Below are 24741 nucleotides of genomic sequence, written 5' to 3' on the forward strand. Positions count from 1 at the left end.
ATCGTGCTCCCGATTCCTTCCCCTCGGCTCCGAACGCCTCCTACCGCCATCCGGGCGCTCGGACGGGTCCACCCGGACAGCGTCGTCGGCGGGAACTCGGCGGGCCGCTCTCAAGGAGTGGGAGCCTACAGATCGGTCGTCCGCAGGACGCCGTAGACGGACCACAGGACCGAGACCAGCGGCACCGCGACGACCGCGCCGAGGACGCCCGCCGTCACCGCACCGCAGATCACGGACAGCGCCACGACGACGGGGTGCAGTCGTACGGCGCGGCTCATCACCAGGGGGTGCAGCACATGCCCCTCGATCTGGCCGATGACCACGATCAGCAGAATGAGGACGAGGGCGATCAAGGGACCTTTCGCGGCAAGAGCCACGACCGTGGCCACCGCCAGGGCGATGGGTGAGCCGACGAGAGGGATGAAGGCGGCGAAGAACTCCAGCACCGCCAGGGGGAGGACGAGCGGGACCCCCAGGAAGAAGAGCGCCAGCCCTACGAGGACCGCGTTGGTCGCGGCGACGACCACGATGCCGCGGGTGTATCCCGTGAAGGTCGTCCATGCGGCGTACCCGCCGGCACGGGCCGCGCTGCGCCTCCGCTCGGGCAGTTGACCGCCGAACCACCGCCACATCCGGTCCCCCGAATGCAGGAAGAAGACCGAGCAGAAGAGCGCCAGCACTCCGGTCGTCAGCACGTCCACCAGCTGGCCGACACCGCTGACCGCGGCGTTGAACAGGCTCGAACCGTGCGTGGCGACGTACTGCGACACTCTCGACTGGAGGCGGGCCAGGGCTCCGTGCCGGAGGTGGAAGGGCGCGCCTTCGAGCCACCGTTCGGTCCTCGCCAGATCGCCCCCGAACTGCCGACGCAGCTCTTCCCACTCGGCGGCCACATTCGCCCCGATCAGGCTCAGCACCCCGAGGACGAGCACGAGGGCGAGCAGCAGTCCGAGCGCGACGGCCGCCGAGCGCGGCATCCAGCGGTGGAGCAGATCGGTCAGCGGTCCCAGCAGGGCCGTCACCACCAGGGCGAGGAAGACCGCCAGCGTCACCAGGTGGAACCGCCCGAGCACCATGAAGACGATGTAGACGGCGGCGCCCACGACGAGCAGGCGCCATGCGTACGCGGCGGCCGCCCACAGCAGGGGGGAGAATCCGTCATGGCCGCCGGTCGGGTGCGCTCCCCCGTCCGGCCGCCCCGCGCGGGCCGTGCGCTTCAGGGCGCGCAGGCGCTGCCGGGTCGTCCGGCGAGGTACGGCAGAGGACCGCTCACGCTCACCACCGGGTCGGTTCCGCACCCGCCGCCGCCACCTCCTGCCCGTCGCGTACCGAGGCCCCGCAAGGGGGCCGCTTCTGCACGAGGGCCGGGCGACGGCACCCGTGCATGCCCCATGGTGGTATCACCCCGAAGCGGTCTTCGAACGTGTACGGGCGGGCTTTCCCCCGAAGGCAGGCGGCACGACCTCGCGCGCTCACGCCGACCGCAGCCGAACGAACGCGTCCTCCCGTCAGGTGCCCCAGATCTTCCGGTACGCCTGGCGGTAGCCCTCGGAGTCCCAGGACAGTGCGCCGCCGCTGTTGGTGGCGGTGGCGATATGGACGGGGGCGACGTACCCGCTGGCCGGGGTGCCGGCGAAGGCGCGGTTGAACTCGTCGATGATCTGCCAGCCCTGTTCGGAGAGCGGCTCGGGCACGGTGGCGGCCTGGAACTCCTTGCCGTTGACGCGCTGGAAGGCCGACGGATCGCCGTCACCGGCACCGATGTTGAAGGGGGCGCCGGCGCCGTCCTTGCCCGCCGCGCGCAGGGCGGGGGCGGCGTCCTTGAAGTACAGGTCGTTGATGGCGGCGGAATAGGTCCATGTGCTGCCGAAACGGGACAGCAGGGAGCGGACTGCCCCGATGGAGCGGCTGTTGGCCTGGGGAATGGGGAGGTTGGTGTAGCTCAGCAGTTTGGTGCCGGAGCAGGTGGTGAGTTCCTTCTTGATCAGATCGGACTTGTGCTTCGCGAAGGGTATCGAGGCGTCGGTGAACAGGACGACGCCCGCGTGGCCGTTGGACCGGGCGATGATCCAGTCGGCGCTGATCTTCGCGACGTCCTCGACCCGGGAGGTGACGTTGCTGAAGAGCTGCGGATCCTTGCTGGGGCCTGGGGCGGCGGTGGCATGCCAGCCGATCAGCGGAATTCCCGCCTTGTTGGCCTTTTTGACGTCCGCTGCGACGGACTGGGGATCGAAACCGCCGATGACGATGCCGTCCGGCTTGAGGTCGAGGGCCTGCTGGAAGGCGGCCCGGATGCCGTCGGGCGTGCCCTGGCCGTTGAGGGTGCGGGCGTGCCAGCCGACGATCTTGGCGGCTTCCTCGACGCCTTGGGCGACGCCGGCGACGCCGGGGTTGGTCAGGGTCTGGGCGATGTAGACGACGGTCTTGCCGTGGACGGCCTTGGGTCCGGTGGTGGGGCCCTTCCAGGGGGCGTTGACCTCCTCGGCCCGCTGGACGTCCCGCTTGGCTCGGGAGAGGGCGGTGGGGCAGCCGGGCTTGGCGGGGCTGCGGTGGGACGCGCTGGTGTCGGCGCCGGGTTGGCAGCCGGCGGTCGCGGCCATGACCAGGAGCGCGGCGGCTGTCACGACCGCCTGGCGGGTGGGGTGCACGGGTCTCCTCGCAGGGCAGGATGAGGATGCGGGTTGGGGTGGGGGGAGACAGGTTACGGGTGGCGAGATTTCGACGGTCATCCGCCTTCGGAGGTTCGGCGCATCCCGCCGGCATCGGCCCCTCCTTCGTCGGCACAGAGTCTCACGACCCGCTGGTCAAGGGGCTATCGCGTCAAAAGTGACAAAGAGCTGAATACCGTTTGACCTTTGATGGGGCATGTCTTGCATGCGTCCGCACACGCGGTAGTGTTCGCGACCTGTTGGACGTGTGGCGCGATCTCGTCGCTCGCATTCCGGCATGAACGTCACGGGCGTCGCGTCACGCTCACCTCTCGTCGGCGATCGACAACAACAATTCGGTCACCGCTCAGGAGCACGCCGTAAGGAGGCCGGGGTGTCTGTGGACACAGTGGACCCGCCGCACGAGGTGGACCCGCCGCACCAACAGGACCCGGCCGGGAGCTCGCCGTTGAGACCGTGGTTCCGTCAGCGGGCGGGTGCGCTCCTGGACCGATGGCCGTTCCGACGGAAGCTCAATGTTCTGGTGATCGCGCCCGTCGCGGTCGTCGGCGTGCTGCTGGGCGTCGGCGTGGACGCCCAGGTGGACAAGGCCCTGGACGCCGACCGGACCGCGGAGCTGGTGCGCGACAGCGAGCAGGTCACCCGGCTGATCAACGATGTGCAGGCCGAACACCGGCAGGCGCTCCTGCTGTCCGTGGAGCAGGAGTCGGTCCGGCCCGGCACCGCGCTGCCCTCCATCACCGCCTATCGCCGGACGCAGCGGGACACCGATGAGCAGGTGAGCGCCGTGCATTCGGCGTTCGGGGCGAGCCTGCCGCAGAAGGAAGCGCAGGCCCTCGACTACATCCGGGACCTTGCCGTGCTGCGCGACAAGGTCGAGCGGGGATCCGTCCCGGCCGCCGGCATCGATCCCGCGTACGCGGCCGCGGTCGGCTACCTGATCGACGGCATCGGCCTGGACCGTTTCGTCGGCAGCTCGTCGTCCTCGGTCGTCAACCTTCTCGACACGGTACTGCGCGCGGATGCCGCCCACGCGGCCTTCGAGAGCGGGGTGTTCTCGGCCCAGACCCGGGATGCCAACGCGCTCACCGAGTACACCCGTGCGGTCGGTGCCCACCAGGTCTACGAGGAGCAGCAGGAACGCTTCGGCCGGATCGCCGACCCCGACCAGGTGCTGCGCCTGAGCGGGATCGAGCGGGATGCCGAGGAGAACGGCATCGAGGCCCAGTTCGCGGAGCTCCAGATCGATCCGGGCTCGTTGCAGGGCCAGACCCCGCACCAACTGCGCAAGGCGATCGCCGCCGGCACCCGGCAGGCCGAGGCCCGGCTCGCCATCACCCGGTCGCTGATCCAGCAGATCGCCGCGCGGGCCGACGGCCTGTCCCGGGACTCCCTGGACAACGCGCTGGTGATGCTCGCCCTCGCCCTGCTCGGCTTCGCCTCCTGGCTGACCTTCTCCGTCCTGGTCCGGCGCTCGGTCGTACGGCCCCTGGCGGCCCTGACCGGCGCCGCCCAGCAGGTCGTCGACGTGGCCGGCGAGGAACTGGCCAAGGTCGAGGACGAGGAATCGGCGGACGGCCCCCCGCTGCAACCGCAGCCGATACCCGTTCCGGTCCGCGACGAGATCGGGCACCTGGCCGAGGCGTTCAACCAGGTGCAGGTCACCGCCGCGGCGCTGCTGGAGCGGCAGGTGCTCAGCCGCCGCAACGTGGCCGAGATGTTCGGCAACGTCGGACGCCGGGTCAGCAACCTCACCTCGCGCCAACTCCTGCTGATCGACGCCGTGGAACGCGAGGAGACCGACCCCGACGTCCTGGAGCGGATGTATCGCATCGACCACATCGCGGTACGCCTCCAGCGCAACGCCGACAGCCTGATGCTGCTCGCCGGGATCCGCGACCCCGAGGTGGAGGCCCGGCCGACCGCCCTGGTCAACGTCATCCGGGCCGGGCTCGGTCAGATCGAGGGGTACCAGCGGGTGTCGCTGCGCTCCGAGACGGAGATCACCGTCGCGCCCGACATCGTCGACGATCTGACGCTGATGCTCGCCGAACTGCTGGAGAACGCGGTCTCGTTCTCCCCCTCCGACACGCCCGTCGAGGTCGTCGTACGGCCCGGCACCGACGTCACCTCGGACGGTGGCGCGCTGATCGAGGTCATCGACCACGGCCTCGGCATGAGCACGGATCGCCTCGACGAGGAGAACGCCCGGCTGGTCCGGCGGGAACGGCTCGACCTCGTACCGACCAAGGTCCTCGGCCTGTTCGTGGTCGGCAACCTCGCTCGGCGCTCGGGCATTCGGGTCGCCCTGAGCCGTACGCCGGGCGGCGGGGTCACCGGCACCGTCTGGCTCCCCTCCTCACTGCTGCTGGCCGTGGATCCCGCCGCCACACCGGGCCCAGCCTCGGGCGTGGCCGGGTCCGGGACCGCGGAGGCGGATGTGGACGGTGTCGATGCCCTCGCCGGTGCCGGAACTGACGCTTCGTCAGGCACCGTGTCGGGCGTCGCGCCGGAACTCCCGGCAGCGCCCGAGCGGGAATCCGGCACGCCCGGCTCCGAACGCGAGCCGGAGCCCGAGACCGCACCGGTCTCCCCGACTCCCCTGCCGTTGCGCCGAGCCCCCGCCGCCCCGTCCGAACCGCGCCGGTCGCAGTCCGGTCGGCCGCTGCGACGGAGGGTACGGGGCGCGACGCTCCCTATGACCGCCCCGACGGCCGACCGCGCGACCCAGGCGATGCGCCGGCCCGTCGACGCCGACGCGGTCCGTTCGGAACTCGACGCCTTCGAGGCCGCCGTGCGCAGGGCGGAGCAGGAGAGCGCCCCGGCCCCGACGGACCCCTCATCTTCGCAACACCAGCACATCCGGAAGGAGTCGGGCAGTGACCACGCCGACAGGTAAGAGCGGTTCCGAGCGGCCGGAGCCCACCGATCTGACAGCCGCCGCAGCCGACTTCACCTGGCTGCTCGACCGGTTCGCCACCCAGACCGCCGGTGTCGTCGACGCCATCGCGGTGTCCTCCGACGGTCTGCTGATCGCCGTCTCCCAACTGCGCGAGCAGGCCGACTCCGAGCGGCTCGCGGCGATCGTGTCGGGCGTGACGAGTCTGGCCGCCGGCGCGTCCGGCAATTACGGCCTCGGCGGCCTCAACAAGGTCATCATCGACCTGGAGGGCGGCCATGTGCTGGTGTCGGCCATCGGCTGCGGCGCCGTCCTCGGCGTGGTGACCTCGAAGGAGGCGAAACTCGGCAACATCGCCTACGAGATGACCCTCTTCGCCAACCGGGCCGGGAGCGCGCTCACCCCCCAGCTGGTGCTGGAGCTGAAGAAGACCGCCGGCGCCGCACCGGCCCGCTGACCCGTCCCACACCTCCGTGGCAGGGGTGCAGGGCTTGAGAAGAGGAGCATGATGGCCGGTGGTGAACCAGGACCGGACGAGGCAGCCGGCAGCGCCCGGGGGCCCTCGGGGCCGGTCGGCCGTGCCTCCGCGATCCGACCGTTCCTCCTGACCGCCGGCCGGGTGGCGGGCGGCGGGACCGGCCCGCCGCTCCCGGTCGAAACCCAGGTCGTGGCGACGACCTCCGGGCTCGCCGTCCTGGGCTCGCTCGCCTTCGAACGCCACGACATCGTCGCCGCCTGCCGACATCCGCAGTCGGTGGCGGAACTGGCCGCCCGGCTGCGCCTCCACCTCAACGTGGTCCGGGTGCTGGCGGAGGACCTGTGCGCCGCCGGGCATCTGGCGGTCCATGTCCCGGACGCCAGGGCAACCCAGGACATCTCCGTACTGCGAAGGGTTATCGATGGTCTCCGTGCCGTCCCCGACTCACGGGGCACACTCCGTGACAGCGGTTGAACAGCCGCCGCTACCGGTCAAGTTGGTCGTCGCCGGCGGCTTCGGCGTCGGCAAGACCACGGCCGTGGGCGCGATCTCCGAGATCCGGCCGCTGACGACGGAGGCGGCCATCACCGAGGTCGCGGCGGGCGTGGACGATCTCTCCCACACGCCCGGCAAGACCACCACCACGGTCGCCATGGACTTCGGCTGCATCACCATCGACCCGACGCTGAAGCTCTATCTGTTCGGCACACCGGGCCAGGACCGGTTCGGGTTCATGTGGGACGACGTGGTCGAGGGCGCTCTCGGTGCCCTGGTGATCGTGGACACCCGCCGCCTGGACGACTGTTACGCCGCGGTGGACTACTTCGAGCACAAGGGCATTCCGTTCGCCGTCGCGGTCAACGCGTTCGACGGCGAGGTCCACCACAACCTCGACGAGGTGCGATGGGCGCTGGACGTCTCCGACCACGTGCCGCTGATCGTCTTCGACGCCCGCACGACGGGCTCGGTCCGGGATGCCCTGCTGGTCGTCCTCGAAGTCGCCCTGTCCCGCGCGGAAGGCACCGCAGGGGGCTGACTCCCGACGTCCCGCCGGGGACTGCGGTCACTCCCCGGCCGCGTCGAGGAGGATCTGCGCCAGTTCGCTCGGCTGGGAGAACGGAACGGCCGACTGCCAAGCGGCCAGGGCGTCAGGCGAGGGGGTCCGCCGCGAGCCAGGCGGCGATGGCCTCGGCGATGGGCTGGTCGGTGTCGAGCTGGATGAAGGCGAACTGGCCGCCCTGGTTGCATTCGAGGAACCACCAGGTCCCGTTGGCGTCCTCCGCGAAGTCAAAGGCGCCGTAGGCGAGTTGAGCGGTCGTCATATACGTGGCCACCGATCGGCGGATGTGCTCGGGGACCTCGGCGGGCTTCCAGACGCCGTTCTCCGCGAAGCGGCTGTCCACCTCCTGTAAGTCGGCTTCCTTACGGGCCGCGAAGAGGCGGCCGCCGACACAGGTCAGCCGGATGTCGGCCCCCTTGCGGACATGCTGCTGGAGCAGGGTCGGGCCGGCCGCGACCGCGGTGAAGTCCGCGTCGGGACTGATACGGGTGGTGGGCAGCACCAGCGGAGGGTCGTCGGGGTGCTTTCCGGAGACCGACTTGACCACCAGGTCCTGGTACGTGTCGGCGAACTGGCGCGCGACGGCGGGGAAGGAGGTGATCAGCGTGGCGGGCACGGTGAAGCCGCTCTGCTGGGCGATATGGAGCTGCCAGGGTTTGTAGCGGGCCTGTGCGGCCGCCGCGGGATGGTTCATCCAGCGGGCCCGGGTGGAGGTGAGCATGCCGTAGAGCGCCTGCTCGGATTCCATGGTGAGCCAGGTCGAGCGTTCCTCGGCGCGGGTGCCGGGTGTGCCGGGCCGGCGTACCCACACCGAACGCAGGCTGCTCAGGCTCACCATGCGTTCCTTCGTCCTGAGGTAGCCGTGGAAGCCGTTGGTGCCGTAGTCCGCCGAGAGGTGGACCCGGCCGGGCAGGTCGGCGGGGTCGAGGCGGACGAGCGGCACACCGAGGTCGTGCAGGACCGCGACGACCATGTCCGCGGTCAAGTCTTCCTCGCATGTGAGGACCAGAACCGTCATCGACGCTCAGTCGTCGAAGTGGGTCTTGGACCCGGCGGTGGAGGCGGTGGTGCCGGTGGCCATCAGGACCGCCCGGCTGCTGGTGGCCTGACGGCCGTCGGACAGGACGTTGAGTTGCCGCGTGGCGTCATAGGTGTACGGGGTTTCGGTTGCCGACTTCACCGCCGGACGGGCGTAGCTCAGCGCGAACGGACGCATGCTTTCTCCTCCAAGACTGCGATGTCCGTCCCCAAGCCACGCTGCCGGGACGGCTATCTCACCAGACAACTCTGAACAGTTGACGCAACAGTTCGGTCAATAGTTGCCATCTTTGCTCGTTTTCCGCGAATGAGTTGACGGAAAAGGCACCGGATGGCGTTAACCAAGTGCTGCAAACTGCCTGAGGGTGAGAACGGAGCTACGCCGCGTATTCCCGTGCATTACGAGAGGCGGCGTGAGCTCCGGCGCCGTCAGCCGCGCCCCGTGAACTGCTGTCCCACCCCGAGGCGCCGCAGATCAGCGAGCACCTGCGGGTCCTGGGCATCCAGCCAGTCGCAGAGCTGACGGAAGGAAACCAGGCGGACGTCCTTCCGCTTCTCGTCGGCGATGTGCTTGAACGCCTCTTCCACGGCGTCCATGTAGATGCCGCCGTTCCACTGCTCGAAGTGGTTGCCTATGAAGAACGGGGCCCGGTTGGTCTCGTAGGCCCGCCGGAAGCCGGCGATGTACGCCTCGGCGGCCTGCTTGCGCCAGCCCGGGTAGTTGACCGGCGGAGCCTTGGTGGAGTTCTTCGACTGATTGAACATCATGTTGTAGTCCATCGAGAGGACCTGGAAGGAATGGCCGGGGAACGGCACCTGCTGAAGCGGGAAGTCCCACAGACCCTGCCTCTTGGTGGGCCAGACCTGGAGCCCGCCCGGCGAACTCGCGTCGTACCGCCAGCCGAGCTTCCGCGCGGTCGGCAGCAGATTGTCCTGGCCGAGCAGGCACGGCGTACGGCCGCCGGCCAGCTCCTTGCTGTAGTCGAAGGGCAGCGACTCGATGTCGGTGAAGCCCGTGTTGGTCCGCCACTTGGTGACGAACTCCATCGCCTGGTCGATCTCGGACTGCCACTGGGCGGGCGTCCAGTGCTTCACCGAGCCATGGCCCTCGCCGCAGAAGTGGCCGTTGAAGTGGGTGCCTATCTCGTGGCCGTCCAACCAGGCCGCGCGCACGTTCTTCAGCGTTGCCTTGATGTGGTCGTCGGCGAGGTAGCCGATGGCCGAGGCGCCGACGGGATTGTTCGGCGGTTGGTACATGCGCTTCTTCGATTCCGGCAGCAGATACAGCCCGGAAAGGAAGAAGGTCATCGAAGCATTGTGGTCGCGGGCGAGCTTGCGGAACCTCGGGAAGAGGCCATTCCCCACCTCGCCCGCCCCGTCCCAGGAGAAGACCACGAACTGGGGCGGCTTCTGCCCCGGCTCCAGCTTCTCCGGCTTGTCCGGCTGGTTCGGCTGCTTTCCGGTGAAGGCGGTCGAACCGTCGCCTATCGGCTTGGCCTGCGCCGTCTGACCGGGCTTGGTTCCGACCCTGCCGGAGGCCCCCGACCCGGAGGACGAGCATCCGGCTACGGACAATGCGGCCGCCGCCCCTGCACCGAGCCCGAGTATTCCGCGCCGGCTGAATTCACGCATCACTGTCCCTATCGCATTCGTTCAAAAAGTTCTTGTCACTGGGACGCCCAGAGAGACGGGCCAGGTCAGGCCGAGGTTCCGCATATGACCGAAACAAGGAGATATCTCGGCGAGGGGTACGGAGGGTCGTGAACGGATTACCGTCCGGTGATCACGACGAGGCGCTGGGGTGGTCAATCCGTGGCCCCGGGCTTCACCGACGTCACATCGAACTCTCCGCCGCACACCCGCAGCCCGTCGGTACCGGCCGTCATCGCCTCCTTGGAACCGGGCGGGAAGACGTGGACGAGCTGCGCCGTGGACCAGCACGGCGTGTCCGAGACGCCGTCGTTGACCGTGTGCAGCACGGCGTGCGCGCTCTGTCCGGGCCGCAGGCGGACGGACCCGCCCGCGGCGCCCGAGCGGGTGGCGGGCTTGCCGACCGGCGTGCCCTCCTTGAGCGTCAGGGAGACCCCGGGGAAGCCACGCAGCGAACAGGACGTCTTGCCCTTGTTGGTGAAGACCAGCGGTATGTGGATGTTGCCCGCACCGATGTCCGTGCGGCCCAGACTCAGCGACAGGTTGTCGGCGGTGCACCGGTCCGAGGCGGTCATCGCCGAGGTGTGGGCCTGAGCCGCGCTCGGGGCGTTCGCCGCGTTGCCGTCGGCGGACTTCGTCCCCGCGCCGGACGAGGAACCGGCGGCCCCGGAGGAGCCTCCCTGGCCGTTGCCCGCGGCGGACACGGCGGCCGCCGAGGAGTGGAGCGCCGAGTCCTTCCCGCTCTGACAGGCGGAGAGCGTGAGCGCCGTCACGGCGATCAGTGATCCGGCGGCGATCCTGCGGCCGCGGCGGAGGGTCTTGGTGGTGAGCGACATCGTTCCGTCTCCCCGTCGTCTGGGTCGTGCGTGCCCCTCCGGGGTGGGGCGTGCACGGTCGATCCGTTGTGCTTCCAGCCTGATCACCGGCGCTGCCGGTCGACTAACAGGGCGGTAACGCCTCGCTAATGCCGTGTCCGGAAGTGGTGTGACTGTGTCCGGCCCGACCCGGGTATGGTCACGCAGCGTGGCGGGTGGGCAGCAGGTGGACAGCGGAAGGGTCGGGAACATGACGGGTGGGGCAAGCGGCGGCGCGCGGCCGGGGCAGGAGGCGGTGCGGGGCGGCGCGCTGCCGCGTCAGGTCGCGGAGGACTACGCCGACGCGGTCGTCCAACTCGACCCGATCCTGGGCACGTTCCTCGGCGTGCCGGAGAGTGCGGGTCTGCTTCCCGACTTCTCGCCCGAGGGGCAGGAGGCCGCGGCCGGGCTGGCCCGGACCACGCTCGCACGGCTGGCGGAAGCCGAGGCCGTTCCGGGTGCGGACGGCGACGGGGAGCGGCGCTGCGCGCGGTTGCTGCGTGAGCGGCTGACCGCCGAACTGGCCCTGCACGACGCGGGAGAGGGTCTGCGGCAGGTCAGCAATCTCACCTCTCCGCTGCACCGGGTGCGCAAGATCTTCCCGCTCATGCCCACCGGCACCGAGGACGACTGGGCGGCGATCGCCCGGCGGCTGCGGGCGGTGCCCGATGCGCTCGACGACTACCGGGCCGCGCTCATCGAGGGCGTACGGCGCGACCTGCCGGCCGGGCCCCGCCAGGTCGACGCCAATATCGGCCAGTTGGAGGAGTGGCTGGGGACGGACAGCAGCTGGTTCGCCGACTTCGTCGCCCCCGGGCCGGACGCCCTGCGTACCGAGCTGGACGGGGCCGCGGAGGACGCCACGATCGCCGTCGCGGAACTGCACGACTGGTTCCTCAATGTGTACGGTGCGCTGATCGCGGATGCCCCGGATGTGGTGGGCCGCGAGCGGTACGTGCGCTTCGCCCGCGTCCACACCGGCGCGGATCTGGACCTGGACGAGGCGTACGCGTACGGCTGGTCCGAGTTCCACCGGCTGCTGGCCGAGATGCGGGCCGCGGCGGAGAAGGTCCTGCCGGGGGCCGCCACCCCGTGGGAGGCGATGGCATGGCTGGACCGGCACGGACAGGCCATCGACGGTGTGGAGGAGACCAGGAGCTGGTTGCAGTCCTTGATGGACGAGACCGCCGAAGCGCTGGACGGCACCCACTTCGACCTGTCCGCGGAGATCAAACACGTCGAGTCCCGCATCGCCCCGCCCGGCAGCGCCGCCGCGCCGTACTACACCTCGCCCTCACCGGACTTCTCGCGCCCGGGGCGCACCTGGCTGCCCACGCTGGGCCGGAGCCGCTTCCCCGTCCATGGCCTGGTGTCCACCTGGTACCACGAGGGCCTGCCCGGTCATCATCTGCAACTGGCCTGGTGGAAACGCTCCGTCGCCGCCGGTGACCTCACCCGCTATCAGACGGCGGTGGGCAAGATCAGCGCCAATGTCGAGGGCTGGGCGCTGTACGCCGAGCGGCTCATGGACGAGGCGGGCTTCCTCTCCGACCCCGGACACCGGCTCGGTTACCTCGACGCGCAGATGATGCGTGCCGTGCGGGTCATCGTCGACATCGGTATGCACCTGGGGCTCCGGATTCCCCCGGACCCCCCCCGCCACCCCGGCGAGTGGTGGACGCCGGCCCTGGCGCAGGACTTCCTCGGCCGGTACTCCGGCCGCCCGACCGCGTATATCGAGAGCGAGATCGTCCGCTACCAGGGCAGGCCCGCCCAGGCCATCGGCTACAAGCTGGGCGAACGGGCCTGGCTGCGGGGCCGGGAGGCCGCCCGTACGCGGCAGGGCGCCGACTTCGACCTCAAGCGCTGGCATACGGGAGCGCTGGCCCTGGGCTCGCTGGGACTGACGGACCTCGAAGCCGAACTCGCGGCGTTGAACGGTCAGATTCCCGGCGCGCAGTCGTAGAGCGTGAAGCTGCCGTCCGCGACGCGTCCGTAGGCGCGCGGGGGGATGCGGGTGCAGTGCTGTTTCACCCAGGTCACCGCCGGTGTGCGGGGGCGGCGGGTGGTCAGCAGGGCGTAGCGCAGCTGGTGGGCGGAGACGACGGTGCTCAGCTGCTGCGCGCCGGGGTACGGGGTCAGGCCGGTGAAGCCGCCCATGACCAGGACGGGTTGGGAGGTGGCGCGCAGCAACGGCTCGGCGCCGTAGGCGGCTTGGGTCGCGAGCAGGTACTTCTCCCCGGACCGGTGTGCGGTGAGGTAGTTCAGCAGGGCGGTGTCCCGCACGGACGGGGTGTTCAGGGCGTCCGGCTTGGCCCGGTGCTGGTGGCGCAGGGCGTGGTAGCCGGGTCCCACCGGTCCGGCCAGCGGCGACATCGGTGAGCCGCCGTAGAGCGGGTCCAGGCAGGAGGTCGCCCAGACGGCCGGGGCGAGCAGCGTGGACGCCAGCCCGGCCGCCAGGGCGCTGTGCAGCGCCCGCCGCGTGCTGCGCGGTCCGCTGGACCACAGGCCGATGGCCCCGCACACCCCGAGCATCAGCACCACCGGCAGCAGCCAGGGCGCGAAGCGGGCATGCGGACCGTCGATCACCGCGGCCCAGAGTGCGGTCAGCGCGACGGCGGCGGGCAGCGCCGGCCGACGCGAGCCGCCGGCGCGGTACTCGGCCCAGAGCAGAGCCGCTCCGCCACCGGTCAGCGCGGCCACGGCCGGGGCGAGGACGGCGGTGTAGTAGCCGTGGTTGCCGTTGGAGGTGCTGAACACCACGATGTGCACCGCCAGCCAGCCGCCCCACAGCACGTACCCCGCGCGCAGCCCGTCGGTGCGCGGCTGCCCCGTATGCCACAACAGGCCCAGCACCAGGGCCAGTACGGCGAGCGGCAGCAGCCAGGCGATCTGCGGGCCCACGACGTCGTTGACCAGCATGGTCCAGCCGGTGTTGCCGCTGGTGCGGCTGGCGGCGGTGCCGGCGACGGCGCCCAGCGCATGCGGATCGTTGCCGAAACGGCTCAGCCCGTTGTATCCGAAGGCGAGGGTGAAGGGGTTGTTGTTGGTGGTCCCGTCGATGTAGGGGCGGCTCGCCTCGGGTGTCGCCCACACCAGCAGCAGCCAGGAACAGGAGACGAGGAGTGCGGTGGCCCCGGCGGCCAGCAGCCGCCAGGCGCGGTCCAGCCGGGAGCCGGGCGCGGCCAGTTGGTACACGGCCGCGAAGACCGGCAGGACCAGCCATGCCTGGAGCATCTTGGCCTGGAACGCGAGCCCCACCCAGATGCCGCAGACCATCAGCGGCAGAAGCCTCCCGGTGCCGACCGCCTTTTGCAGCGATCCCGCGGCGAGGACCAGCAGCAGCACGAGCAGGGTGTCCGGGATGGTGTGCCGGTTCAGTGCGACGGTGATCGGGGTGAGGGTCAGCGTCAGCGCGGCGAGCAGCCCGGCCAGCGGCCCGGCCCAGGCGCGGACGATCCGGTGCAGCGCCCAGACGGCCAGTACGCCCTCCAGCGCCTGCGGCAGTGCCGCCGCCCAGTCGTAGGGCCCGAAGAGCTTGACGGAGAGGGCCTGCGGCCACAGCGCGCCGGGGATCTTGTCCAGGGTGATCCAGCCGCTCGGGTCCAGCCCGCCGAAGAAGAAGGCATGCCAGTTCGCCGCCATCGACCGTACGACCGCGCCGTAGTAGGGGTGCACTCCGCCATGGCCGATCCCCCAGGTGTACAGCACCGCGGCCAGGGCGAGGATCACCAGCAGGGCCTGCAACTCACGTCTGTCGAGGGGCGGTTGGGAGGACGCTGCGGTCCGCCTGTCGCCCGGGAATATGGAGCGGAGGCGGAAGCGGTGGCGGTCGGCGGAGTCCTGGGTGAGGGGGGTGGTGGCCATGGCGGGGCCTCTCGGGGGGGGTGAGCGTGAGACGGGGGGCGGTCGGCGGGCGTCAGGCGGACGACGAGGGGGACGGCGGCTTCACAGGCAGCAGCTTCACAGGCGACGACTTCACAGGCGGCGGGCCATGCGCAGCCCCTGTGCATAGAAGCCGCCGCCGTCGAGCGTCGCGCGGCCGGCCAGGTCCCCCATGGTGGGCCCGTTGGCCTTCGAGCGGCTGGAGTAGAACCGCGGATGCCCTTCGGTGTCCGGCCCCAGGTAGATGCCGCAGTGGTCGATGCCGTGCGGTCTGCCGATGTCGATGGCGAAGAAGACCAGGTCCCCGGGTTGCAGCAGGCTGATGTCGGCGGGCGGCCGACCGGTGTCGGGCAGCAGCAGCACGCCCGGGGCCCGGGAGGCGATGGCGTAGGCCCGGCGGGGCAGGCCGACTCCCGGCAGATTGGTGGCGTGCATGGGGTAGCCCATGCGGTAGCCCCACACCAGCCGCATGAAGCCGGAGCAGTCCACGTCACCGTAGCGGGCCTTCTCCGGATCCTTACGGGTCCCGTCCGGGAAGGTCCAGGGGACGCCGAGGTAGTCGTAGAAGTCCGACTTCTCGTCGTGGAAGTGGAACGACGTCGCCGACTCCCCGGGGACGCGCGGCCCGAAGTGCGCCTTGCCCGCGTAGCGCAGACCGGATGCCTTACGGCGGTCGGGTGCCCCGTCGCCGTACTGGAAGGCCACGCCCAGGACGTCCGGGCTCCGGTCGGCGAGGGTCTTGGGGAACCACGCGCGGAACCACTGCGTGTGTTCCTTGCCCTGCCGCCATGCGTCGGGCATCAGCCGTACCCAGGCGTTGCCGCGCACCACCGCGCTGGTGGTGCGCGGCTCGCTCCAGGTGCGGGTGGGGCCGGCCAGCAGTGCGGTGCGCGCGCCGTCGGTGAAGGTGGCCAGCACCCGGCCGTCGGAGGCGCGGACCTCCGTGCGGGCGGGCGACTGGCGGCGCTGGAAGTGGTAGCCGCCGGTCGGCGCCGTGAAGTCGTCGTGCGGGTGGCCGTTGTCGGGCTGCTGAAGCTGGCTGCGTGCGTAGGCGCTGACCGCTCCGGCGGCCGCGGCCAGACCGGCGACGCCGGTCAGGACCTTACGGCGGCTGGGGCCGCGACGCGGGGTGCGTTCGGTGCTCATGGTGACCTCCTCGACGTGCGGATGGGCAGCGTATGCGGGCGGTGCGGCTGGGCAGCTGCGGGCGGTGCGGCTCGGCCGGCGTATGTCCGGCTCGGCCCAGGGACGGTGCGGCTCGGTCAGCCGGTGGGCAGCGCCCCCATCAGGAGTCCGGCGACGAGCACCACATACGTGCCGAGGGTGACCGCGGTGGTGGAGATCGCGGTGGCCGCCCACGGCTGACGTATCAACTGGTAGGCGATCAGGCCGGGGACGATGAAGCCCAGCGTCTGGGCGGTGTAGAGCAGCGGGAACTCGTGCTGGAGCGCCAGGACGACCGTGGTCTGGAGCACCACCGCACACAGCACCACGGCGGCGAACAGCCGCTTTCCGTACAGGATCACCTGGCGCTGAAGGACCTTGGTCGCGAGGAAGGTGAGCGCTGTGACGCCGATCATCATTCCGGCCCGGCCCACGTCGGTGACGAGGGTCAGCGCCAGCCAGCCGGGGGTGATCATGCCACCGGGAGAGAGATTGGTGGTCAGATAGCACACCAGCGAGAAGACCAGGCCGAGGGCGATCCCCAGCGCGGCTGTCTCCGGGGTGACGGTGACGGGGATCATGACGGCTTCCTTGTCGGGTCGTGCGGGGCGCGCGGGAGGCGCGGGGCGCGCAGTTCGTACGTGTCGTGCGGGTCGGGGTCGCGGGCGGAGCGGGCGCCGGGGAGTTGCGGGCGCTCGGTCTCCGGACCGTTCAGCGGAGCCACCCAGCCGTACGGCTCCGGCTCGGGCGGATGCGCGACGGCGAGCGGTTCGTCGGTCTCGTCCGCGGGCAGTTCGCCGAGGCGCTCCAGGAACAGTTCGCCTTGGCCGTGGATGTTGCCGATGGCCACCAGCGAGGAGTCCGGGCCCAGTTCGGCCAGGACGGCGCGGGTCAGCTCGGCCGCGTCGCGCCGGTCGCCGCCCAGGTCCACCACACGCCCCGATGACCAGGTCGCCGGGATGCCGTCGCGGGCGCTCTTGGTCGGATGGCCGATCAGCAGGACCGTCTCCGGGTCCAGGTCGGGGACGATCGCACCCATCTGCCCATTGCGCTCCACCCGGTCCGGGCGGCAGTTGATGATGACGTTCAGCGGGCGGCGGATCGCACCGAGGTCCTCCAGCTGACGGATGTTCATCACCGTCGACTCGGGGTCGTTGGCGGCGAAGACATTGGCGAAGCGCAGCCGCTGGCCGTCCGCTGTGCGATAACGCTCCACTGAGAGGACACCGGGGTCCGGCGGCGCGTCCCACATACCGCGCAGCGCGGTGTGCCGGTCCACGCCGAGCAGTTCCGCCACCGCCAGCGCGATGGCGACGTTCTCCTTGAAGGTGAACCAGCTGAACCCGCGCAGCTCCTCGTCGGTGACCGTCTCCGGATCGACCGCGATCAGCCGGCAACCCCGCTTGTCCGCCTCCTCCTGGAGGATGGCCAGCCGATCCCGCTCGGCGGTCACGCAGACCCCGCCGACCGGCATCGACCGGCACAGCGAGCGGGCCACATCGTCCAGCGTGGGCCCCATCTCCTCCAGGTGGTCCTCACGGACGTTGCACAGCACGCCGATCGTGGAGCGGATCAGCTTCTCCTGGTTGACCTCCTGAAGTGCCGGCATCACCGCCATGCACTCGATCACCAGGGCGTCCGGCCGGTAGGCCGCCGCGCGCCGGACGATGCCGATCTGCTCCACGACATTGGCGATACCGAACTTGCGGTACACCGGCTCCTCGGTGGCATCCGGGTGGATGAACCGGGCCGCGGTGCCAGTGGTCTTGGCGACGGTGGTCAGACCGCCGCCGCGTAGCGCCCCCGCACACAGCCGGGTGATGGAACTCTTTCCGCGGATGCCGTTGACCAGCACCCGGGTGGGGATCTGCGCCAGCGCCGCGTAATGGCGCCGCTGCTCCATCACACCGGCCACCAGGAGCACCGTGCAGCTCAGCAGCAGCACAACATAGAGGAAAAGCACGTCAGTTGATCCTTTACGGCCGCGGTGCACTTTCGCGCCGGGACGACTGGGCAGGGGCAGTGGCGAGGTCGGCTCCACCACCAGGGTCGCGATCGCCCTTACGGTCGCGGTCACCATTACGGTCGCGGTCAGCGCCACGTTCACGATCAACGCCACGGTCACGATCCGCGAGCGCCTGGCGGAGCAGTTCCAGGCTGCGGGTGACCGAACCGCACTCGTCGTGGTGGACCGGATACAGCACGGTGCGGCGGTCGCCGCCGGCCAGCCGCTCCGCGTACCCGGCCAACGCGCGCAGCGGTCTGACCACCACGATGTGCAGCCAGCCCAGACAGGCGATGCCCGCGGTCAGCGCGAGCAGCCCGGCCAGCATCGTGCGCGCCTGGACCTGATATGCCGTCAGCTTCAGGGCCGCTGCGGGCTCCGCCGAGACCACCCGCCAGCCGAGGGGGGCCGCGGGCCCCGTCTGCGCCAGCGGCGCGGCGGCCGCGACGGACGGTCCGGCACCCGGCGTGGTTTCCGCATGCACGACGGCCGACGCCGGGCTGCCCGCACCGCCGGGCGCCGCCTCGGTCCTGGCCGCCAGCCGGGTGAAGCCCTGGCCGGGCAGCGGCTGGAACGCCTGGAAGCCGACGCTGGCGGCGAGGACCCGCTGCTTGTGGTCGGTGAGCCAGACGCTGCCGAGCCCCGGCCGCGACAGCAGGCTGTTCAGCGCGTTCACATCGATCTCGGCGAAGAGGACGGCCGGGGGCCGCCCGCCCGCGCCGGCCTTGGCGTCCTTGGCCGGCGGGATCTGTGCGTAGGCGGCGATCGAGGGGATCCGGCCCGAGGTGTTGACCTGGGTGATGCCGCTGCCGGTCGGCGCATGGACGACGGTGCGCAGCGGCTCGTTGCCCACCCGCGTCACGATGGCGCCGGTGCGGTCCAGCGCATACACCGAGCGGTACTTGGGATGGGCGGCCAGCGCGCGCCGCAGCGTGTCCGCCGCCTGCGCCGGAGACTGCCCGGAGACGGCCGAGGCGACCGCTGTGAGGTCGCCGTAGCTCTGGTCCAGGATCGACCGCACCCGGTCGGCGGCGGCTTCGGTACGTGTCTGCTGGTCGGCTATGGCAGCGGCCGGTACGGCCTTGCCGGCTTCGACGCGGTTGACCATGAAGAGCAACGGCACCCCCCATATCGCGATCAGCAGCACACAGGCGAGCACCACGGACCGGACACCGGGGCGTCGGCCCGCCGGCGGCGCGGGCTCCGGCCCCGCCTCACCGAGCAGTTGGCGGCGTATCGACTCCAGCGCCCGGCCGACCCTGCCCAGCTCGCCGAAGGCGGGAACGGGCACCGGCCGCGCCAACTCCTGCCGCGCCTCGGGACACTCCACGGCGGCCCCCTTGGCCAGCCGCGCGGCCGACAGATGGAGCCGCAGCAGCGGACGCTGCACGATGCCCCCGAGCCCCACGGTGACCAGCGCGGCGATCACCAGCAACGCGCCGGCGCCCAGGAGGGCGAACCGGAGGTGGTCGGGCCCGCCCTTCGCCGGAGGCACGTCCCGGAACGTGAGGAGCGTCAGCCCCAGGTCGGAGGTCTCGTCCTTGCCGTCCGCCGCGGCGACCGACGCCCAGCCCGCGACCCTGCGCAATCCGCCGTGACCGTCGCCGAGGGTGCTTCCGGCGGCGCCCGCGGCGTGCGGAACGGAGTCCGCCGCGCTCACCGCAGCGCGCAGAGCGCCGTCACCGGCGTCGGCCGCGAGGGCCTGACCGTCGGTGGCGGTGCCCGCGAGCACCTTGCCGCTCCCGTCGACCAGTTGGCCGGTGCGCCCGCTGCCGTGCACCGGAGGGGCGGGGAGCTTTTCGGACACGACCAGCAGCAGTTCGCGCGCGCCAGGTCCCTTCCCGGCCAAGTCCCCCGGCTGGTCGGCATTCTCGTCCTTGTTGCGCCCCGGAGTGGGTACGGTCACCCGGGCGAAGAACAGCAGCCGGGGCTCGGGGGTCCCCTCGGTGACCATCCGGGGCATGATGTCGTCGGCACCGGACCGCGCCAGGTCGGTCACGTCCACCCCGGTCAGCGGCACCGCTTCGCCGCTGACCGCCAGCCGCTTACCGGTGCTGGGGACGAGCAGCGCACCGCCCCGTACGGACTGACCGGACAGCCTGGGGCGCCCGTCCCGCGGGGACTTCAGGGGCTGCGGGGGCTTTCGGGCCGAGAGCCGGTCCGGGAGGAAGGTCTTCAGTATCTGTGCCGCAGTGCTGTGGGCGGTGGGCGTGACCGCGGCTGCGGAACGGCGCAGCGCCGCGGCCCTGGCGTTGACCGAGGCGGCGACCGAAGCGGCGCTGTCGGCGGCGATCTGGCGTTCCCCGTCGCTTACGGCCTGGGGCACGTCCTCTTCATGGACGGTGCCGAGACCGAACGCGAAGAACGCGGCAACGGCCAGCAGTGCGCAGAGCAGTGCGGCTATCGGGGGGCGAACGCCTCCGAGTAGGGGCATATCGGCGCGGCGTCGGGTGCGGTGTCGACGGGGCGCGCGGGCTACCTGGCGCAGGGCAGCGTCCTCTCGGCACAGGGGGATCTATGTAGCAACTCGCAGTATGCGTCAGTATTATCACGAGATCATCACAACATTGTTCGTGGCTCGGTCCCATTTGCGAGCACGGCGGAGCCCCCGCGGCCATTTCAGGCTGCACGGGGGTCAGTCAAACGTTTACGGGGCCCTCTCAAATGTTTTCGGCCCCTTTTCTCAGGGAGGTTTTCGGAGGGCGGTCTCATCCGGTCGGGGCCAAGCCGGGAGAGGCTCGGCCGCGGGGACGTCAGAGCGTCGGCATCTCGACCTCACCCACGCCTCCCGGGTGCACTCTCCGTGCAGCAGGGCATTGCAGCGCACCGGCCGAACACCGCTACGATGAGCGGCCATTCGGCCGTCCGCGTTTGCGATCGCCATCAGGGAGAGGGCTGCCATGAAGCATGCACGAAGAAAACCCCGCAGCCGGATGCGCGAGCGCGTCGCCAGCACCACAGGAGCGCTGGCCGTCATCCTGGGCGCCGGGATCGGGACGGCCAATGCCGCCGGGAAACCCGCCGCGGCGGCCGCGGCCAAGGAGGTGCCCCTGGACGCGGCGGACGCGGCACACGCGGCGGACGCCCCGGGTGCGGCACACGCGGCGAACGCCCCGGGTGCAGCACATGCGGCGAACGCCCCGGGTGCGATGACACTCCCCGCCCCGAGCGGGCATTACCAGGTCGGAGTGACCAACCTCCACCTGCGCGATACGAAACGCACCGACCCCTGGCTGCCCGACGGCCGGCCGCGCGAGCTGATGGTCTCGCTGTGGTACCCGGCCACCCACACGGCCGGCCACCCCGCCGCTCCGTACCTGGAGCCCGCCGCGGCCGCGCACTACCTGGCCTCCCGGGGGCTGCCGCCCAACGCGGTCACCCTGCCCACCACCGCGGGTCACACCGGTGCCCCGGTGGACGGCAAGGCCGGCAAGCTGCCGGTCGTGCTGTACTCGACCGGACGGGGCTCGGACCGCGCGACGGGCACCGCGCTCGCCCAGGACCTGGCCAGCCGCGGCTACCTGGTCGTCACCCTCGACGACACCCACGATGACGGCGAAGTGCAGTTCCCCGGCGGGCGGCTGGAAGTGGCCACGATGCCGCCGGTCACCCCCGCGTCCCGCATCATCTCCGTCCGGGCCGCGGACACCCGCTTCGTCATCGACCAGCTGGACGCCATCGCCCGTGGCCACAACCCGGACGTGGAGCACGCGCCGCTCCCCCACGGGCTGTCCCACGCGGTGGACATGGACCGAATAGGAATGTTCGGCGCCTCCCTCGGCGGTGCGGTGGTGCCGGAGGCCATGCACGTGGACTCCAGGATCCGCGCCGGTGCGAACCTGGACGGCCAGTTCTTCGGCCCCGCGAAAACCCGCGACCTCAAGCGCCCGTTCCTGCTGTTCAGCTCCCAGCACCACAATCGCAACGACGATTCGAGCTGGTCGACCTTCTGGCAGCACCTGCACGGCGAGCGATTCGACCTGAAGCTGCAGGGCGCCGAGCACCTGTCCTTCATGGACTACGAGGAACTCCTGCCCCAGATGGCCGGCCCGCTCGGATACTCCTCCGCCCAGCTCGTCCAGATGCTCGGCACGATCGCCCCCGACCGCGCCATCGAGATCCAACGCGTCTATCTCGCGGCCTTCTTCGACAAGGAACTGCGCAAGCACCACAGCGACCTCCTGGACGGCCCTTCCCGCCACTATCCGGAGATCAAGTTCATACGGTGACCCGGGCCGGGCGAGCCGAGCTGACCACCGGCGGACCCGGCAATTCGGTGATCTCACACCGGGTGCGGGCCGATCAGGGCCTTCGTCAATCGAAGACGTTGCGGTTCCGGCGCACGAAATCGGCAAAACCGGTGGCCGCACGGCCCGTGAGGTCGGCCACGGTTGAGGTGACGGTCTCGGCACCGCCGTCGCGGTAGGCGCGGGCAACTCCGATCAGGGCCTCGACGGAGAACTCCGGCATCCCGCGACTCAGCATCGCCGCGCGCGCTTCGTCGTCCGGCAGGCCCATGTAGCGCACCGGCTTGCCCAGGACGTCGGAAAACTCCTCCGCGGCCTCGGCGTAGGTCAGCGCCTTCGGCCCGGTCAGGTCGTAGACGCAGCCGTCATGGCCGTCTGTGGTGAGAACCCTCGCCGCGACATCGGCGATATCGCCGATGTCGATGAAACTGATGGGTGCAGTGATCAAGGGGAAGCTGAACTCCCCGATTTCGCGAATGGAGGGCTGGCGCAGAAAGTTCTGGAGGTAGAAATTGGGGCGCAAGATCGTCCAGGGCAGACCGGACGTCACCAGCGACTGTTCAACAGGCTGATGTAGCCGGGCGATCGGCGAGAGTCCTTCGTCGGCCCTCCAGACCGACAGCTTGACCACCCGGACGCCCACGGCACGGGCGGCTTCCAGCATGTTGAGTTCGTGCGTCGTTTGGGCGGGGCTCGTCGCGCCGATAAGGAATACGGCCTCGATGCCGTCGAGCGCGGGACCGATCGTGTCCGGCACGGCCAGATCGAGCGTCACTGCCTGACCGCCCGCCTTGATCACCCGAGCCGTTGCCTGCGGATCACGGTAAGCCGCCCGCGCGGCCACGCCGTCGGCATGAAGACGAGCGAGGAGCGCCGTTCCGACGTTCCCGCTCGCGCCAGTCACCAGAATCATCGTCACATCCTCGCAGGCGAGGGCAGCGAATGTGCGCGGTAGGCGAACTCGGCACGGTGTCCCAACAGCTCGCAGGGGAAGGGCGCTTGCTCCGCACAGGCCGCGCCTGAGGCGTCGGCCCGCCGCCTGGGCGGATGTGAGCTAGATCATCCGCTTACGACGGATGAATCCGCTCTTTGTTCCCGATGTCCATGACACGATCTTGCGGATCATTACCTGCCGGTAACGGCAGCCGCCGGGCGCCGACTTACGCGGTCTCCCCCGGCCCACCCCCACCTCACCTCTTCAGGACCAACCTTGCGCAGAACCACCAGGATTGCTCCTCTGCTGGCCATCACCGCCGCATCCCTGCTCGTCGCCGGGTGCTCGGCGACGGGGTCCGGCGCGCCCGACGGCGCCAAGGATGCGGCGGTCGCCGACGACACCACGGCATCGCCCCGGCTGACAGTCCGGAGCGCCGACGACGGCAAGGGCGGCGACGCCCCCAGCGCCGTGGCCCGGCCGGGCGGCGGCCACGACGGACGACTTGCCACGAAGTCCGCCCTCAAGGTCGCGTCCTTCGACCGGAACAGCGGACGGGCCGTCATCACCACCCCGGCGGTGCGGCCGTCGCCGAGCAGGCCGAGCGCGTCATCGGGCTCATCGTCGAGTGCCCCGTCAGGTACCCCGTCGTATCCGACGTCGTCCGGCAGCCCCTCCGCCACCTCCCCGGCCTCGCCGTCCGCCACCGCGTCGAAGAGCGCGCCGCCGCCCAAGACGGACGTGGCCGCCGGCGACATCATCGCCAGCGCCCCCGCGCCGGGCGCGCCCCAGGGCGTCCTCGCCAAGGTCACCAAGGTCGTCGGCAGGACCGATCGAGGCACCGAGGTCACGACCGCACCGGCCACGCTCGACGCGCTGCTCGGCGGTTCCACGGCGCACGGTGCGGTGCCCGTCGATCCGGCCTCCGTCAAGGTCGAGCCCCTCGCCCCCAAGGTCAAGGTCTCCTGGGCCAAGACCGGTGGCCTCCACTTCGGACCCAAGGGTGCCCAACTGCCCCTCGGCCGCCTGCGCCTGGACGTCGGCGCCGCGCTGCCCACGCCCCCCGGTGGGCCCGTCTCCGCCGAGGCGTCGGCCACCGGCTACGTCCAGCTCGCCCCCGAGGTCGACTTCTCGTACGAGGGCGGAAAGGGCGGCGGTGTCGGCGGCGCCTCGCTGACCCTGTCCGGCAAGTGGTCCTCGCAGTGGGAGCTCAAGGGACGGGCGGCCGCCTCCACCGAGGCCGAGCCGCTGCGGGTGCCCTTCGCCAAACTGCACGCCGATCCCGTCATCCAGGTCGGGCCGGTGCCGGTGGTGGTGAACCTCGACCTCACCTGCTACCTCCAGGTCGACGCCGATGGCAAGGCCAGTGTGGACGTCAAGCAGGACCTCAAGGGCGACTTCACCGTTGGCGGCGCCTACCAGCACGCCAAGGGCTGGACCCCGGTCGCCGAGGCCACGATGCACGGCACTCCGGTGCGGGCCACCGCGACCGCCGCCGGCAAGGTCAAGGCCGCCCTCGGCGCCGAAGCCAGCCTCGGCCTCTACGGCAGCGTCGGTGTGACCGCCGACGTCGCCCCGTACCTGCGCGCCGAAGTCGCCGGCACCGCCTCCGCGGCCACGGACGGCACCGCCTCCGCCACCGGCAGTTGGGCAGCCTTCGGCGGTATCGACGTCTCGGGAGCGCTCCGTGCCCACCTCGACATCTTCGGCACACCGATCTTCGACCGCCGGATCCCGCTGGGCCCGCTGAACCGCGAGTGGAAACTGGCCGCCGGCCACCGCCCGTAACTCCGTAACTGCGGGTAAGTGATCAGTTTCACGCAGTACGGGACCCTGCTCACGGCCCATACCGCCCCCC

The 24741-nt window shown here is 70.8% G+C and carries 19 protein-coding genes; 7 read left to right on the forward strand and 12 right to left on the reverse strand.

Annotation, left to right across the window (positions count from 1 at the left end; translation table 11 throughout):
• Positions 1-125: 125 nt before the first annotated feature.
• Both B1H19_RS05845 and B1H19_RS05850 read right to left on the reverse strand, forming a co-directional pair.
• Complete coding sequence (locus B1H19_RS05845) at positions 126-1298, reverse strand: AI-2E family transporter (RefSeq protein ID WP_083103547.1); 1173 nt, start codon at positions 1296-1298, stop codon at positions 126-128.
• A 210-nt stretch (positions 1299-1508) separates the two neighbouring features.
• A complete protein-coding gene (locus B1H19_RS05850) occupies positions 1509-2648 on the reverse strand; it encodes a substrate-binding domain-containing protein (protein ID WP_083103548.1) in 1140 nt (379 codons plus the stop codon).
• 400 nt (positions 2649-3048) lie between these two features.
• On the opposite strand from B1H19_RS05850, the gene B1H19_RS05855 reads away from it, so the two are divergent.
• From B1H19_RS05855 to B1H19_RS05870, 4 genes are read left to right on the forward strand one after another with little or no spacing between them, the layout of a single operon-like run.
• A complete protein-coding gene (locus B1H19_RS05855) occupies positions 3049-5568 on the forward strand; it encodes an ATP-binding protein (protein ID WP_418361506.1) in 2520 nt (839 codons plus the stop codon).
• Positions 5549-6025, forward strand: coding sequence for a roadblock/LC7 domain-containing protein (locus B1H19_RS05860; RefSeq protein WP_083103549.1), 477 nt, complete (start codon positions 5549-5551; stop codon positions 6023-6025). Before B1H19_RS05855 ends, B1H19_RS05860 begins: the two co-directional genes overlap by 20 nt.
• Before the next feature lie 51 nt (positions 6026-6076).
• Entirely contained in the window at positions 6077-6520 is a 444-nt protein-coding gene (locus B1H19_RS05865) for a DUF742 domain-containing protein (protein ID WP_083109447.1), read from the forward strand.
• Positions 6468-7082 (forward strand): GTP-binding protein, encoded by a 615-nt coding sequence (locus B1H19_RS05870; RefSeq protein WP_083103550.1) that lies wholly within the window; start codon positions 6468-6470, stop codon positions 7080-7082. The genes B1H19_RS05865 and B1H19_RS05870 overlap by 53 nt, the downstream gene beginning before the upstream one ends.
• 112 nt (positions 7083-7194) lie before the next feature.
• Here B1H19_RS05870 and tgmB read toward each other — a convergent pair whose 3' ends face one another.
• The 4 genes from tgmB to B1H19_RS05890 form a co-directional block, all read right to left on the reverse strand.
• Positions 7195-8124, reverse strand: coding sequence for an ATP-grasp ribosomal peptide maturase (tgmB, locus tag B1H19_RS05875; protein ID WP_083103551.1), 930 nt, complete (start codon positions 8122-8124; stop codon positions 7195-7197).
• Between the two features lie 6 nt (positions 8125-8130).
• The gene (gene tgmA, locus B1H19_RS05880; RefSeq protein ID WP_030065229.1) at positions 8131-8322 is read right to left on the reverse strand and encodes a putative ATP-grasp-modified RiPP; all 192 of its coding nucleotides are present in this window, start codon (positions 8320-8322) and stop codon (positions 8131-8133) included.
• Positions 8323-8573: 251 nt separating this feature from the next.
• Positions 8574-9776: a polysaccharide deacetylase family protein gene (locus tag B1H19_RS05885; protein WP_083103552.1), complete on the reverse strand. Its 1203-nt coding sequence runs from the start codon at positions 9774-9776 to the stop codon at positions 8574-8576.
• A 173-nt stretch (positions 9777-9949) separates the two neighbouring features.
• Positions 9950-10630: a DUF4232 domain-containing protein gene (locus B1H19_RS05890; RefSeq protein ID WP_083103553.1), complete on the reverse strand. Its 681-nt coding sequence runs from the start codon at positions 10628-10630 to the stop codon at positions 9950-9952.
• A 229-nt stretch (positions 10631-10859) separates the two neighbouring features.
• Here B1H19_RS05890 and B1H19_RS05895 point away from each other — a divergent pair, with 229 nt between their 5' ends.
• Positions 10860-12614, forward strand: coding sequence for a DUF885 domain-containing protein (locus B1H19_RS05895; protein WP_083103554.1), 1755 nt, complete (start codon positions 10860-10862; stop codon positions 12612-12614).
• Here the strand turns inward: B1H19_RS05895 and B1H19_RS05900 are convergent.
• The 5 genes from B1H19_RS05900 to B1H19_RS05920 all read right to left on the reverse strand — a co-directional run bounded on the left by B1H19_RS05900 (position 12590) and on the right by B1H19_RS05920 (position 20136).
• Positions 12590-14515, reverse strand: coding sequence for an ArnT family glycosyltransferase (locus B1H19_RS05900; protein ID WP_083103555.1), 1926 nt, complete (start codon positions 14513-14515; stop codon positions 12590-12592). The two genes, B1H19_RS05895 and B1H19_RS05900, sit on opposite strands and share 25 nt — an antisense overlap.
• A gap of 111 nt (positions 14516-14626) precedes the next feature.
• Positions 14627-15679 (reverse strand): NlpC/P60 family protein, encoded by a 1053-nt coding sequence (locus tag B1H19_RS05905; protein WP_083103556.1) that lies wholly within the window; start codon positions 15677-15679, stop codon positions 14627-14629.
• 116 nt (positions 15680-15795) lie between these two features.
• The gene (locus B1H19_RS05910; protein WP_030065218.1) at positions 15796-16278 is read right to left on the reverse strand and encodes a poly-gamma-glutamate biosynthesis protein PgsC/CapC; all 483 of its coding nucleotides are present in this window, start codon (positions 16276-16278) and stop codon (positions 15796-15798) included.
• Entirely contained in the window at positions 16275-17660 is a 1386-nt protein-coding gene (pgsB, locus tag B1H19_RS05915) for a poly-gamma-glutamate synthase PgsB (RefSeq protein ID WP_083103557.1), read from the reverse strand. The genes B1H19_RS05910 and pgsB overlap by 4 nt, the downstream gene beginning before the upstream one ends.
• Positions 17661-17673: 13 nt before the next feature.
• Positions 17674-20136 (reverse strand): cache domain-containing protein, encoded by a 2463-nt coding sequence (locus B1H19_RS05920; protein ID WP_083103558.1) that lies wholly within the window; start codon positions 20134-20136, stop codon positions 17674-17676.
• A gap of 466 nt (positions 20137-20602) precedes the next feature.
• On the opposite strand from B1H19_RS05920, the gene B1H19_RS05925 reads away from it, so the two are divergent.
• On the forward strand, positions 20603-21931 hold the full coding sequence (locus B1H19_RS05925) for an alpha/beta hydrolase family protein (protein WP_237289152.1): 1329 nt from the start codon (positions 20603-20605) through the stop codon (positions 21929-21931).
• An 85-nt stretch (positions 21932-22016) separates the two neighbouring features.
• Here the strand turns inward: B1H19_RS05925 and B1H19_RS05930 are convergent, their stop codons facing one another.
• Entirely contained in the window at positions 22017-22862 is an 846-nt protein-coding gene (locus tag B1H19_RS05930; RefSeq protein WP_083103560.1) for an SDR family oxidoreductase, read from the reverse strand.
• A 297-nt stretch (positions 22863-23159) separates the two neighbouring features.
• On the opposite strand from B1H19_RS05930, the gene B1H19_RS05935 reads away from it, so the two are divergent.
• Entirely contained in the window at positions 23160-24671 is a 1512-nt protein-coding gene (locus tag B1H19_RS05935; protein ID WP_083103561.1) for a hypothetical protein, read from the forward strand.
• The last annotated feature ends 70 nt before the right edge of the window (positions 24672-24741 follow it).

Source organism: Streptomyces gilvosporeus (assembly GCF_002082195.1).
In the GTDB taxonomy this organism is placed as follows: domain Bacteria; phylum Actinomycetota; class Actinomycetes; order Streptomycetales; family Streptomycetaceae; genus Streptomyces; species Streptomyces gilvosporeus.